12 protein-coding genes and 3 tRNA genes are annotated in these 13,073 nt (G+C 68.6%); 6 read left to right on the forward strand and 9 right to left on the reverse strand.

The window, feature by feature from the left end; genetic code table 11:
- Window positions 1–48: 48 nt before the first annotated feature.
- Window positions 49–738 carry a response regulator transcription factor gene (locus tag JRI60_RS31730; RefSeq protein ID WP_204219683.1) on the reverse strand — a complete coding sequence of 230 codons (690 nt, stop codon included), beginning with the start codon at window positions 736–738 and terminating at the stop codon, window positions 49–51.
- Window positions 739–1,230: 492 nt separating this feature from the next.
- Here JRI60_RS31730 and JRI60_RS31735 point away from each other — a divergent pair, with 492 nt between their 5' ends.
- Window positions 1,231–1,746, forward strand: coding sequence for an Hsp20/alpha crystallin family protein (locus JRI60_RS31735; RefSeq protein WP_204219684.1), 516 nt, complete (start codon window positions 1,231–1,233; stop codon window positions 1,744–1,746).
- A gap of 78 nt (window positions 1,747–1,824) precedes the next feature.
- Here the strand turns inward: JRI60_RS31735 and JRI60_RS31740 are convergent, their stop codons facing one another.
- Window positions 1,825–2,337, reverse strand: a complete 513-nt coding sequence (locus JRI60_RS31740) for a DUF2267 domain-containing protein (RefSeq protein WP_204219685.1) — start codon at window positions 2,335–2,337, stop codon at window positions 1,825–1,827.
- Window positions 2,338–2,526: 189 nt separating this feature from the next.
- Between JRI60_RS31740 and JRI60_RS31745 the strand changes: the two genes are divergently transcribed.
- The gene (locus JRI60_RS31745) at window positions 2,527–3,291 is read left to right on the forward strand and encodes an RDD family protein (protein ID WP_204219686.1); all 765 of its coding nucleotides are present in this window, start codon (window positions 2,527–2,529) and stop codon (window positions 3,289–3,291) included.
- A 1-nt stretch (window position 3,292) separates the two neighbouring features.
- Window positions 3,293–4,264, forward strand: a complete 972-nt coding sequence (locus tag JRI60_RS31750; protein ID WP_204219687.1) for a stage II sporulation protein M — start codon at window positions 3,293–3,295, stop codon at window positions 4,262–4,264.
- 55 nt (window positions 4,265–4,319) lie between these two features.
- Here the strand turns inward: JRI60_RS31750 and JRI60_RS31755 are convergent, their stop codons facing one another.
- Both JRI60_RS31755 and JRI60_RS31760 read right to left on the reverse strand, forming a co-directional pair.
- Window positions 4,320–5,207 carry a hypothetical protein gene (locus JRI60_RS31755; RefSeq protein ID WP_204219688.1) on the reverse strand — a complete coding sequence of 296 codons (888 nt, stop codon included), beginning with the start codon at window positions 5,205–5,207 and terminating at the stop codon, window positions 4,320–4,322.
- A gap of 131 nt (window positions 5,208–5,338) precedes the next feature.
- On the reverse strand, window positions 5,339–6,298 hold the full coding sequence (locus JRI60_RS31760; protein ID WP_204219689.1) for a carbon-nitrogen hydrolase family protein: 960 nt from the start codon (window positions 6,296–6,298) through the stop codon (window positions 5,339–5,341).
- A 66-nt stretch (window positions 6,299–6,364) separates the two neighbouring features.
- Between JRI60_RS31760 and JRI60_RS31765 the strand changes: the two genes are divergently transcribed.
- The 3 genes from JRI60_RS31765 to JRI60_RS31775 all read left to right on the forward strand — a co-directional run bounded on the left by JRI60_RS31765 (window position 6,365) and on the right by JRI60_RS31775 (window position 6,596).
- Window positions 6,365–6,435: transfer RNA gene (locus JRI60_RS31765), tRNA-Ile, on the forward strand.
- A 12-nt stretch (window positions 6,436–6,447) separates the two neighbouring features.
- Window positions 6,448–6,518, forward strand: a tRNA-Ala gene (locus JRI60_RS31770).
- Window positions 6,519–6,527: 9 nt separating this feature from the next.
- A tRNA-Ala gene (locus JRI60_RS31775) sits at window positions 6,528–6,596 on the forward strand.
- A 10-nt stretch (window positions 6,597–6,606) separates the two neighbouring features.
- Here JRI60_RS31775 and JRI60_RS31780 read toward each other — a convergent pair.
- Genes JRI60_RS31780 through JRI60_RS31800 form a run of 5 tightly spaced genes read right to left on the reverse strand, consistent with a single transcriptional unit; the run spans window position 6,607 to window position 12,983 of the window.
- Window positions 6,607–8,043 carry a DUF92 domain-containing protein gene (locus tag JRI60_RS31780; protein ID WP_204219690.1) on the reverse strand — a complete coding sequence of 479 codons (1,437 nt, stop codon included), beginning with the start codon at window positions 8,041–8,043 and terminating at the stop codon, window positions 6,607–6,609.
- Window positions 8,044–8,083: 40 nt separating this feature from the next.
- The gene (locus tag JRI60_RS31785; protein ID WP_204219691.1) at window positions 8,084–9,574 is read right to left on the reverse strand and encodes a DUF4340 domain-containing protein; all 1,491 of its coding nucleotides are present in this window, start codon (window positions 9,572–9,574) and stop codon (window positions 8,084–8,086) included.
- Between the two features lie 20 nt (window positions 9,575–9,594).
- A complete protein-coding gene (locus tag JRI60_RS31790; RefSeq protein WP_204219692.1) occupies window positions 9,595–11,229 on the reverse strand; it encodes a GldG family protein in 1,635 nt (544 codons plus the stop codon).
- A gap of 8 nt (window positions 11,230–11,237) precedes the next feature.
- A complete protein-coding gene (locus JRI60_RS31795) occupies window positions 11,238–11,957 on the reverse strand; it encodes an ABC transporter permease subunit (RefSeq protein WP_204219693.1) in 720 nt (239 codons plus the stop codon).
- Window positions 11,958–11,993: 36 nt separating this feature from the next.
- Window positions 11,994–12,983, reverse strand: a complete 990-nt coding sequence (locus JRI60_RS31800) for an ATP-binding cassette domain-containing protein (RefSeq protein WP_204219694.1) — start codon at window positions 12,981–12,983, stop codon at window positions 11,994–11,996.
- Between the last annotated feature and the right edge of the window lie 90 nt (window positions 12,984–13,073).

Genomic DNA, 13,073 nt, shown 5'->3' on the forward strand with positions numbered 1-13,073 from the left:
TCGGGACCCGGGGGCTGACGGCGGGTAGACCCGCCCCCGGGAGCGCTCCTACAGGTCCGGCGGCGGCCTTACACCCAGGTGGCACGCGCGCAGCGCCAGCTGGGTCCGGTTCTCCGCACCCAGTTTCCGGTACAGCTGTGTCACGTGCGACTTCACCGTACGCTCGGCGATCTGCAGGTGCGCGGCGATCTTCAGGTTGTCCGCGCCGCCGGCCACGTAGGCCAGCACCTCACGCTCGCGCTGGGTGAGGGTGAGCAGCACGCTGGCCGTGGCCGCGGCCACCGGCGGGTGCTCGAAGTCGTTGCGCAACAGCTGCACCGGGAACAGCTTCTCCCCGCGCACCAGGGCACCGACCGCCGTGCACACCGCGTTCGTCGTGAGGCTCTGCCGGAAGAGGTAGCCCGAGGCCCCCTCATCGAAACACTGGGAGATGAAGTCCTGGGCGTTCGCCGAGGACAGCACCAGCATCCTCACCTCCAGGCGCCGCTTGCGCGCCTCGCGCAGGACGTTGAGCCCCTCCATCGCGGAGCAACCCATGTCGGCGGCCCCCTCGGGCTCCACGTCCAGGATGGCCACCTGCGGCGGGTCCGTCCCCATTCCATCCAGGAGTGTCCGGACGTCGCGGGTCACCCACAGGACGTTCAGCCCTTCGACCCGCAGTCCATCGGCGAGGCCTTGCCAGGCCGCCCACGGTCCTTCCAACAATCCAACGCGCACATCCGCTTGATTCGATGCCATGCGAGGGCCCCCCAGCCGTCATGGCGAACTGCCTTTTGATACGAACAGCCCTGACCTCGAACCCACCTTGCGGCACCAGATGTGGGTCGGACTCGTCGATCCGCAAGGGTGTTCATCCCACAGGTCAGCAGCTTCCCCAACCAGTTGACGCTTCTGCTCTGCTCTAGACGACCTCCGACGCCTACTGGAAAGATTTACCCAACCTGGCCACCAGTCCACCCAACGTGAGACCGGGGCTACCCACGAATGCTCATTGGAATATCGCAGGTCCAGTCCCAGCTCACGCCAATTTGCCGCTGACTGTGCACGGGCATACCCAAAGCGCGGAGCGGCTGTTGGGTGGTGAGCGCTCCCGTGCTCCTCGGGCAATTGGCCTCGGGGGCAATGCGCGTTCGCGCCGGGCACCTTGTGCGAGCCCCGCTCCGCTCTACCGTGAATGTGGGGGCCGCGCTCCAGGGAGGGTGCGACCCGAGCACGAAGGAGGAATGAGTCATGGCGGATCTTCCGGTGCGTCGAGGAAGCGGCTCATCGTCGGTAGGTCGGTGGACGCGAGGGTTCGATCCATTCGAGCAGATGAGGGAATTGATGGGGTTCGATCCGTTCGAGCGGATGGGCCGCATCGTGGGAGGCGGTGGCGAGCAGACGTGGAACTTCGTCCCGGCCTTCGAGGTGAAGGAGACGAAGGACGCCTACATCTTCAAGGCGGACCTGCCAGGGGTGAAGGAGAGCGATCTGGACATCACCCTCACGGGTGATCGGCTCACCATCGGCGGGAAGCGGGAGACGGAGCAGCAGGAGGAGTCGGACCGCTTCTACGCCTACGAGCGGAGCTACGGCTCGTTCAGCCGCTCGTTCACGCTGCCCGAGGGCGTGGACGGGGAGCACGTCACCGCCGAGCTGAAGGACGGCGTGCTCAACCTGCGGCTGCCCAAGCTGCCCGAGGTGCAGCCCAAGCGCATCCAGGTGGGCGCCACCGACAGCGGCAAGCAGGGCAAGGTGAAGGCCTGAGTCACGAGCGGTAGGTGACCGGGTGAAGGGGGCTGGAGCAATCCGGCCCCCTCTGCCATTCGGGACTGCGGCCCGGGGTCAGATGGTGCGCTGCCACAGCTCGCGCAGGTCGGCGGGCAGCTGGCCGATGACGTCCTCGATCTCCCCTTCGGAGACCTGCTCGCGGACCGCGCTGAAGACGGCGCGAATCTGCCTCTCGGCCTCGATGGCCTCCACGCCCAGATCCTCCGAGACCATCTGGATGAAGCCATCCTTGCCGAACTTGCTCGCCGGCTTGCCCAGGTGCCGCTCGCACCGCACCAGGAGATCCTGAAGCTTGCCGGGCAACTGGGCCTCCAGGTGCGCCGCCTCCTCGCCGAAGAGCCGCTGTTCCAGCACGCACAGCACCGAGACCGCGGCGCGTTCGGCCTCCTCCTCGTTCATCGAGCCGATGACGGCGAGGTTGCCCAGGAAGGCCTTGTACGTCTGGTTCCGCCGCGTCTCCCGCCGCTGCTGGCGCCGGGCCTCCAGGTCGATCCCCTGCTGCTCCTGCTGCTCGATGCCCTTCGTTTCCTGGCCCTTGTCCGTGCCCGTCCGATCCATGTCCGCCATGTCCGCCTCCGTCGGATGAAGAAGGTTCCACCCTGTCCCCTTGACCTTGACCATGCTTCGCGGGGCGTGAAGAGGGAGCGGCGCGCGAGGGGGCTCGCCCTGGTGCCTGCCCTGCCGAGAGGGTGGCCTCCCCGAGCCGCGTGATGGAAGGCGTTCCCCCGAGCGCATTCCGGGTAATCTCCCGGGTGAATGGATTCCGCCGCCTCTCCGAATCTCGACGTCGCCACACCCGAGCGGGTGGCCCTCTCGCTGCCCGTGGCGGGCATCGGCTACCGATGCCTCGCCTATCTGATCGACGTCTTCCTGCTCTTCCTCTTCTGGGTCATCACCTACTTCACCTTCACGCTGCTGGTGAGCGACGTGCTCGGCTTCCTGGAGGGGCTGTCTGGCTTCACGCGGACGCTGATGGTGGTGGGGGTATTCGCCACGCAGTGGCTGTACTGGACGGCGTGCGAGGTGCTGATGGGCGGGCAGACGCCGGGCAAGCGCCTCATCGGCATCCGGGTGGTGCGGGTGGACGGCTCGCCCGTGGGCGTGCTGGAGAGCGCGGTGCGCAACCTGGTGCGCGTGGTGGACTTCCTGCCGGGGCTCTACGCCACCGGCTGCCTGAGCATGCTGCTGACGCGCCAGCACCGGAGGCTCGGGGACATCCTCGCCGGCACCCTGCTGGTGCGCGAGGAGCGCATCGACCTGGACAAGTACACCACCCCGGCGGCCGAGGCCCCGGCCGTGTCCGCCACCACCAGCCGCGTGCGGCTCGCGCCGGAGGACGTGGAGCTCATCCTCGCCTTCCTGACGCGAGCGCCCCAGCTTGAACCGGCGGCCCGGACGCGGCTGGGGACGAAGCTGGTGGACCGCTACGGGGGCCTTGGAGAGACGGAGCGAGCCACCGTGCTGGCCTCGCCCCAGGCCACCGAGTCCTTCCTGAGGACGCGCGTCCAGGCGGAGCGCTGACGTGGCCACGCCCCTGCCCGCCTTCGTGGCGCGCCGCCGCCCCGACTGGGACTCGCTGAAGGACCTGCTCGCCCGGCAGCGCTCGGGCACCCTGCGCCTGGAGGAGCTGCGCACGCTCGATGTCCTCTATCGCCGGGCGGCGGCGGACCTGGCGCACGCGCAGACGTTCTACGCGGGCACGGACGTGCACCGCTTCCTCAACCAGCTCTGCGGCCAGGCCTACGGCGCCATCTACCAGCCCCCGCGCGAGCGGCTGGCCTCCACCCTCGCCTTCTTCCGTCGGGACTTCCCGCGCACCCTGCGCGCCAATGGGGCCTTCGTGGCCGCGAGCGCGGGACTCTTCGTGCTGGGCATCCTCCTGGGGGCGCTGGTGGTGCTGCTGGAGCCGCGTGGCGCGGAGCTGCTGGTGCCCGAGAACCTGCGCGACTTCATCGCCCGGAAGGAGATGTGGACGGACGGCATCCTCTCCGTGGCACCGCCCAACGCGGTGGCCTCGGGCATCGCCACCAACAACCTCACGGTGATCATCGTCACCTTCGCCTCCGGCATCCTGCTGGGGCTGGGCACGGTGTTCACGCTGATCAACAACGGGGTGCACCTCGGCTCGGTGGGCGCGCTGTGCGTGCACGAGGGCATGGGCCCCAAGCTGTTCGACTTCATCGCCGCGCATGGGCCCGTGGAGCTGTCCATCATCGTCATCGCGGGTGGCGCGGGGCTCATGGTGGGCCAGGCGCTCATCGACCCCGGAGAGCTGCCCCGAGGACAGGCCCTGGTGCTGCGCGGGCGCGAGGCGGTGAAGCTGGTGCTCGGCTGCGCGCCCTTCCTCGCGCTCATCGCCGTGGTGGAGGGCTTCGTGTCCCCCGGCGACTTCTTCTCCTCGTGGATGAAGGCCGTGCTGGGGCTCGCGCTGGGGGCGCTCTTCTGGACGTACCTGCTGCGCGCCGGCCGGAACGAGCCGGGCGGGACCTCGTGAAGAAGCCCGGCTCTCCCCAGGAGAGGAGGCCGGGCTTCGTCATGCGCGGGGAGGATTACAGCGGATCCACCGGGCAGAACCGCTGCCCGGTCGGGCAGGGCTCCCGGCAATCCAGGGAGCAGGTCTCGCCGGGCTCGCAGATGCCATCGCCACACGGCGGCTCGCAATCCAGGGAGCAGTCATTGAGCTCGCAGATGCCATCGCCACACGTCGGAATGTAGGGGCAATCCGCGGAGCACGACGCATACGACTCCTTGCCGCTGCTGCTGTCACAGATGCCGTCACCACAGGCGATCTTCCGGAGCCGGACGCTCTGGGCACAGCCGCCGCCGCGGTCGTCCATGTCCATCACGAAGGACGCCGTGGTGCTGGAGGTCACCGTGTACGTGCCGGGGTAGTCGCACTGGCTGTTATAGCTGGTGTCCTCCCACTTCACGTCCAGGGCGACGTCATCGCGGCCCGTGAGGCTCCACACCTGCCGGCAACCGCCGTCATTGCCGTCGGTGTCGATACCCATGGGGTAGCTCCACGACAGGTAGGACGTATTGGGGATCTCGCGGATGCCCGGGTTGTCGCACTGCCCGGAACCCGTGTTCTGCGCGTAGAAGTTGATCGACACGCGGAGGCCGGAGACCTCCCCCGTGCCGTCGACGATGGAGAACTTCTGCCAGCACCCGCCGGAGCGGCTGTCCGTGTCCAGCGTGATGCGGCGAGTCCAGGAGCCCAGCGGCGTGGACTCCGAGATGTTGACCCCGCCGTTGCACTGGCCGGAGGTGCCGCTGTACGCGGTGAGCTCCTGCCAGAGGTACACGCCGCCGAGCGCGCTCTCGCTGGTCGCGAGCGACGACATCTCCTCGGACGGGTCCATCGTTCCGCCGCAGCCGGTGGACAGCACGGTGGCGGCCAGCATCGCGGCGGCCCCGTTGAAGCTGATCTTGAACATGCGTTTTCCCCTCTTCGACACGTTGGGTGACAGAGCGGAGCCAGGTGCCTTGGAGCACCTGACCTCCCCCTTCACTGGGAAAACGGATGCCGCCCGGATTTGTCGCATCGAGGGCGGAACGATTTTCGCGCTCACCCCTGGATGCGGAACGCGGCCACGGGCCGCTCGCGCTCGTCCACCTCCAGCCGGAAGACATCGGGCCGGGCGTAGTGGCCGCACGGGTCGAAGTCGAGCCGCGCCCGGGTGAGCATCCCCAGGTCGAGGTCCGCGGTCAGCAGGCCCTCCTCGTCCCAGAGAGGCCCGGCGAGCACCTCGCCGAACGGGGAGACGATGACGCTGCCACCGCGGGACATGATGCGGGGAGCATCGGCGGGCAGGGCCTCCTCGCGCAGGACCTCCTCCGGGTACATGTCGCGGGTGACGAACTGGTTGCACCCGAGCACGAAGCAGCGGCCCTCGCTGGCGATGTGGCGCACCGTGGCCTGCCAGGTGTCCCGGTTGTCGGCGGTGGGGGCGAGGTAGATGTCGACGCCCTTGGCGTACATGGCCGTCCGGGCGAGCGGCATGTAGTTCTCCCAGCAGATGAGCCCTCCGAGCCGGCCGAAGGGGGTTTCGACCGTGGAGAGCGTGCTCCCATCACCCTCGCCCCAGATGAGCCGCTCGGAGCCGGTGGGCTTGAGCTTGCGGTGCTTGGCGAGCAGCGCGCCGTCCGGCCCGAAATAGAGCAGCGTGCAGTAGAGCGTCCCGCGCGTCAGGCGATCGCGCTCGATGACGCCGATGGCGAGGAAGACACCGTGCTGGCGGGCGATGCTCCCGAGGTGCTCGATCGCCGGGCCGGGGATCTCCACCGACTGCTCGTTGTAGCGCTGCCAGAGACGGCGGCCGGCCTCGGTCCTGCTGCCGACGATGAAGCCGAAGCCCAGGCCCCGGGGATAGGCCGGGATGAAGGCCTCCGGGAAGAGGACGATGCGAGCGCCCGCCTGGGCGGCACGGGCGGTCCACGAGGCGACGCGTTCGAGCGTCCCCTCGCGATCGAAGAGGACGGGAGCGGCCTGAACGACGGCGACACGAACCTGCTGGGACTGAGACATGCGGCGGAGGATAGGCGAGAAGTCCCGTCAGGAACGAGCGCCACCGTCCGTCCAATCCCTCATCACGGGGACGTAGCTCAAAGGTAGAGCACCTGCCTGATAAGCGGGAGACAGCAGTTCGAGTCTGCTCATCCCCATTCAAGGACAACGGGGTCATCGTCCAACAGGAAGATGCCGCCATCGCAAGGCGGAGATCCGGGTGCGACTCCCGGTGACTCCACTCACTCTCGGGCTGACCGCTGGGGCGGAGCCGGGCTTTGCAAGCCTGACGTGCCGGGTTCGATTCCCGGTCGGTCCATCCGCGCGCGCTACGCCCAGAAGGCCAGCAGCGCTCCCGCGGCCGTGGCCAGCACGTTGACCGTGTCGTTGCCCAGCCAGGAGAAGCCCCGGAGGGGCCGGGCCGCCCGACCGCAGCGATGCACCCGGCGCTCCGTCTCCCGGCCGCAGGCATCGCACCAGCGCACGTCCTGCACCGTGGCGCCCAGGAAGCTGTCGAACAGCGAGCCCACCACCCCGGCCAGCACGAGCCACGGGAGGAGCGTCCACCGGGCTCCCGCGAGCGCGGCCACCACCGCGACGAAGGCGGCGCCCGCGGTCGAGGCCATCAACCCTGCACCCGACACGGCACCGGACGTGCCGGCGGGCACCTGCCTCAGCGTGGTGACCAGCCGGGGGGGCGAGCGGGAGAGGACACCCAGCTCGGTGGCCCACGTGTCCGCGTTGGCGGCGACCAGGGCCCCCAGCATGGCCAGGGCATAGCGCTCGTCGCCGGTGACGGCCAGCAGCACCGCCGCGAGCGCGGCCACGCCACCGTTGGCCAATGCCTGTCCCAGGTCGCGCGTCCCCGTCTTCGCGTACTCCTCCTCCACGCCGGCCTTGCGGGCCCGGAAGGCCTTGGAGAGCGCGCTGGAGGAGATGAAGAAGGCGAGCAGGGCCGAGGCCCCCACCGCCCCCGCGAGCCCGAGCACGGGCGTGCCGATCAGAATGGCCCCCAGCACGCCGCTCGGGCTCAACGAACCCCGGAGCCAGGACACCACGCCGATGAAGACGGCGATCACCGCGCCCAGGCCCAGTCCCGCGGCATGCGAGGGGGGAACCAGGTAGAGGACGGCGCCCGCGGCCAGCGGCACGAAGAGGTTGTCCCGTCCCCGGGTGCCGAGCGCCTCGGCGCAGGTGGCCACCACGGCGCACAGGGCGGCCAGCGGCACCTTCGGCATGTCCGGGGCGAGGCCCGGCAGCCACGTGAGCGTGGCCAGCACGGCCACGAAGGTGCCGGCCAGCATGGCGAGGGAGCCCTCCAGGCTCTTGCGCTCTCCGCCGAGCGTCTCGTACGGGTGGCGCCCGAGACGCGTGCCCACCAGCGCGGCCAGGGCATCACCCACGGTCATGGCCATGACACCGCCCGCCGCGGCCACGGGCTTGTCCCAGGCCAGCCACACCAGGGCCGAGAAGGCCAACGCGAACCAGACCGTGCCCAGGTTGTCGGGCTCGGTCTCCACGGACTTCAGCAGGCGCTTGCGATGGATGATCCAGTTGGCCACCGCCGCCGTCAGAGACGGCACCACGGCCAGCGCCGGGTTCTGGAAGAGCCACAGCGTGCCGAAGATCCAGAAGCCCACGCTCACGTGGATGATCTTGCGCGCGAGCTCCCGTGACAGGCCCAGGCGCAGGGACGACTCCCCCGCGGCCACGCAGGCTCCGACATATCCGTAGGACCACAAGAGCGCCTGGATGTCCTGGCTCATGGGGACCGATTGTAGCCGGATCCCCATGAGCCCCAACGTCTCACTGCGCCGCGCGCAGCTGGGCCTCCAGTTGCTTCCTCACCTCCGGCGGGAGCGAGTCGAGCCCCTGCATCTGCCCGCCGGCTCCGGCGAAGCTCGGCTGCGGGCGGCGCTTGAAGAGCTCGAGGCCCTGTGCCAGCCGGGCTCGCACGCCCTCATCCACGGCGTAGGTGAGCGCGTCGATCGTACTCCGGGCATACAGCTCCTTTCCGCCGTTCGCCACCCCCGGCGCCTCCTTGCCCAGCCGCAGAGTCTGGTCAGGCCCAGCCTCCACGGATACCTCCACGAGCGCTGCCGGCGAAGCGAGCCCCGCCTGCCCGTCCGAGACCTGCCCCTCGACGAGACGGTCCGCGCGCAGGCTCCGCAGCCAGGCGAGCTGCATGTCCACCTGCGACGGCTCGAGCTCGAAGCCGTCCGGGAGCTTCCGCGGCTCGACGATCTTCCAACTCTGGCCCTCCTTCACCACGAGGACCTCCTTGCCACCGGCCTGGAGCTTCAGCTTCGTGACCTTCTGGGGGTCGAACCGCAGGAGGCTCAAGTCCCGGAAGTCCACGAGGCGCTTGCGCAGCTGCGCGGCGGCGTACTGGGGGAGCTGGTACACCTGGGCGTCTCCCTCGACACGGACCGCGACGGTGCCCGAGCCATCCTTCGTGTCGGGCTGACGGCCCAGGTGCACCACCACCTTCTTGCCGTCCTTCAGCTGCGCTTCCACGCTGTCGTGCGCCTCGCCGAGCCCCGTGGCCGAATCCGCCGCGGCATCACCCTCGAGGAAGTCCTGCGCATGCAGGCTCGCCAGCTGCAGCGCGAGCTGCTGGGCCGCCTGCGAGCTGAACCGGAAGCCCGCGGGCGTCTGGGTTCCCTCCGCGAGGCTCCACTCGTCCGGGTTCGCGCCCGCCTTCAGGGTCACGCTCTCCCCGTCCTTGGAACGAACGGTGAGCTGGGCGAGCTTGTCCATTTCGAGCGCCACGATCCGGCGCTTGCGCCAGTCCTTGAGCTCCTTGCGCACGGTCCAATCCAGCCGGCCCTGGTGCACGAAGACGTCGTTGCTGCCCGCCTTGCGGAGATACGCCCCACCGTTCTTGGAAGCCTTGCCGAGCACCAGCTCCACGGCTGGACCGCCGCTCTGGATGACCTTGAGCTTCAGCCCCTTCGCGTCATCCAGCTCGTACTCCGCCAGCCGTTCGGCCCGGTCGCTGACGAAGTCCGGATTCCGCACCTCTCGCAGCGCGTCGATCGCGCTGGTCACCAGGTTCTCGTCCGCCGCGTACTTCGCGTCCGGCTTGCCCGGGTCGGCCACGATCCAACCTTCACCCTCCTTGCGGAGGGTGACATTCCGGGCCCCCGTGAGCTCGAGCGCCGTGACCTGGGCCTTGTCCAGCTTCGGCAGCTCCAGCTTGTGGACCCCCACGCTGACCTGCCGCTCGCGCGTGGCGAGCACGAGCACGAGCAGCACTGCGAACGCGCCAAGGGCGATGAGCGTTCCTCTCTTCATGGCTCTTCCTCAGCTCCGCTTCAGACGGTGACAGTGGCCCGACGCGACTCCCGCATCCGCCAGCGGACGAGCCCGAAGGCGGCGAGCGCGAAGGGAATTCCGAACGCATTGCCGAACTTGACGGCGTTGCGCGTGGTGGCGCTCAGCTCCTGCTGGATGGGCACCTCGGCCAGGCCGCGAGTGCGCATGGCCAGGAGCGCGGGATCCAGCAACAACCAGTCCGCGACGTTCAAGAGCAGGGCCTGGTTCGGTCGGCCCATGAAGTCATCCCAGAGGGCCGCCGAGCCGCCCGCCACGATGATCCGCGGCTCGCCCTTGCTCTCCGCGAGCATGGGCGTACCGCTGGCGGTGCTGGTCTGCGCCTCCGAGGCGAAGTGGCTCTTCAGCTTGCCACTCACCTGGACCATGAGCGGGTGCGGACCGTCCGGCGTGACGGTCTCCGAGCGCCAGTCGCGCCGGGGATCGATGTTGTAGGGCTTGTTCTCCAACCAGCTCTTGCGCGAGGACTTCGCGAGCACCGTGGCCTGGGCGCCCTCGGGCGCGGTGGCGGTGACGACGGTGCTGAACGGCAGGGTGACGCCCGAGAGGCCCTGGGTGACGGGGCTGTCGCCCTCGAGCCGCGCGAGCATCGGGATGAACGGGTATGGCACCGGCATGGAGACGACCATGAAACCGCGACGCTCCTGGACGTTGAGCTGGGCCGACTCGACATCCGCCACCAGCTGGTCCCCGACCTTGATGCCATAGGTCGCCAGCAGGAGCCCGAGCCCGTGCGTGGCCTCGCTCGGCTCGAAGGTCTTCAGGTCGACCTGGACGGAGTCGAGGAAGAACGCCACGCTCTTGCCCTCCATCACGAACTGGTCGAGGGCCTTCAGCTCCTGGGGTTGGAATGCCGTCTTGGGGCCGATGACGAGCAGCGCGTCGATGTCCGCGGCCACGCGCTCCCTGGCGGACAGGTCCACCGGGCGGACCTCGTACATCTGGCCGAGCAGCGTCCGCAGGCTCGAGAGCTTCTCGTGAAGCGCGGGCGCGTCATGCCCCTGCACCACACCGATGACCGGCGTCTTCGGACGCGTCAGCTTGCGCACCAGCGTGGTGAGGTCGTACTCGAGCGTCCGGATGTCCTGGACGACGGGGATGACCTCCTTCTTCTCCTGATGCTTGATGACGATGCCCATGTAGGCGCGCTTCGTCTGCATCTGATCGTCCTCGACCACTCGGATCTCCACGGGCTGGACACCTTCTTGAGCCAGCTCGCGCTCCACGGAGGTCGGCTCACGGAAGACCCGGCCGAAGATGTCGCGCCGCGTCTCCTTCTTGGTCTCCTTGTCCTCGGCCGTCTCCTGGGTCATCGGGTCCAGGAACTCGAAGGAGAGCCGGCCCTTGGAGGCGGCCCGGAACTCCTCGAGCAGGTCGCGCACGTAGCGCGCGTTGCTCGAGTACGGAGGCGGCAGATCGTCGGTGAAGTAGGCCGTGACCGTGACGGGCTCCTCGAGCCCCGCCATCGTGTCCTGAGAGGCCTTGGACAGCGTGTAGAGCGAGTCACGGGTGGCATCGAAGCGGCCGAACGTGCGCAGCGCCAGGATGTTGAGCAGCACCAGGCAGCCGATGATCGCCGCCAGGAAGATGTTCGCGTTGGAGGAACCGGGTTTCATCGTCGACCTCACTGACGGACGTTGCCCAGGGTGCGCGTGGTCAGCGCGAGCCCCACGGCCGTGAGCGACAGGTAGAAGAGGAGATCACGCGTATCCAGCACGCCACGCGCGATGTTCGCGAAGTGGTAGTCGACCGAGAGGTACTGGAGCAGCTCACCGATCGACTCCGGCAACACCATCGCGAACTTGTCGATGAAGTAGAAGGCGAAGCACAACAACAACCCGATGATGAAGCCGACGATCTGGTTGCGGCTGAGGGCGCTGGCCCAGAGCCCCAGGGCCAGGAAGCTGGACGCCATCAGCAGCAGCCCCAGATAGCCCATCACCACGGGTCCCCAATCGAACCGGGCGCCCTCGGCGGTGAGGCCCGCCACGGTGAGCGGATAGGGCAGCGTCCACAGCAGGCCGACCGCGACCATCCCCAGCGCCGCGAGGAACTTGCCCGCCACCAATTCCCAGTCGCGCAGGGGCATGCTGAAGAGCAGTTCCAGCGTACCGCTCTTGCGCTCCTCGGCCACCAGACGCATCGTCACGGCCGGCGCGAAGACGACGAACAGCACGGGGGCGATGCCGAAGAACGCCCGCAGCGAGGCCTGCCCGGCGACGAAGACGGTGCTGAAATACAGCCATCCCGCCACGACCAGGAACACGCCGATGACGATGTAGGCGACAGGCGAGTTGAAGAAACTCCTGAACTCACGCCTGGCGACCGCCAGTGTCGTTCCCATTCTCTTCCTCGTTGTGTCGAATGTCTGGGAGTCAGCTCAAGCCGCCCGCTGCGGCGCCCGAGGCTCATGGGGGCCGTGCGGCCCCTGGCCTCCGGTGAGCTTGCGGAACGTCTCTTCCAGGCTGACGTGCTGCCGCTTCACCTCGAGCAGACAGAGCCCGTTGTTCACGGCGGCCTCGAAGAGCGAGCGCCGGATGTCCTCGGCGCCGTACCGCAGCCGGAAGCCCAGCGTCCCGAGGCCCTCCCCTTCCGCCGGTTCCACGCCGGTGACGCCAGCCACGCGCTCGAGCATCGAGCGGACGGCATCCGACTGGAGCAGGGCCCCCGTGCGAGACGCGAGCACGACGGTGACCGTCCCGCCCTCACCTTCGCCGAGCCGCTCCGGCGCGTCGTCCGCGACCAGGCGCCCGTCGTTGATGATGAGCACCCGACTGCAGGTGCTCTGCACCTCGCTCAGGATGTGCGTGCTGAGGATGACCGTCTTTTCCTTCCCCAACTCCTTGATGAGGCTGCGGATCTCGACGATCTGGTTGGGGTCCAGGCCCGTCGTCGGCTCGTCCAGGATGAGCAGATCCGGATCGTGCACGATGGCCTGGGCCAGACCCACGCGCTGCCGGTAGCCCTTGGAGAGCTGGTGGATGTCCTTGCCCAGTACCGAGCGGAGGCCGCAGCGGTCCACCGCATGGCGGATCCGCTCGGCGCGCTGACCCTTGGGAATCCCTCTCACCTCGGCGACGAAGTCCAGGAAGTCCCGGACCATCATCTCCTCATAGAGGGGGTTGTTCTCGGGCAGGTACCCGATCAACCGCCGGGACGCGACCGAGTCGACGCTGACGTCGATGCCATTGACCCTCGCCGTGCCGGACGTCGGCGTCACGAAGCCGGCGAGAATCTTCATCGTGGTGGACTTGCCGGCCCCATTGGGCCCGAGGAACCCCACCACCTGTCCTCGAGGGACTTCGAAGCTGACCCCACGCAGTGCCTGGGTGGCCCCGTAGCTCTTGGTCAGACCTTCGATCCGGATCATTGGTTGAGACACGACCTCACCCCATGAAACGAATGGTTCTGTTCAAATGCCGCCTGCACTTAAAGCAGCGATCGGCGCTGTCAACGCGGC

Origin of the sequence: Archangium violaceum (genome assembly GCF_016887565.1) — a bacterium.
Classification (GTDB): Bacteria; Myxococcota; Myxococcia; order Myxococcales; family Myxococcaceae; genus Archangium; species Archangium violaceum_B.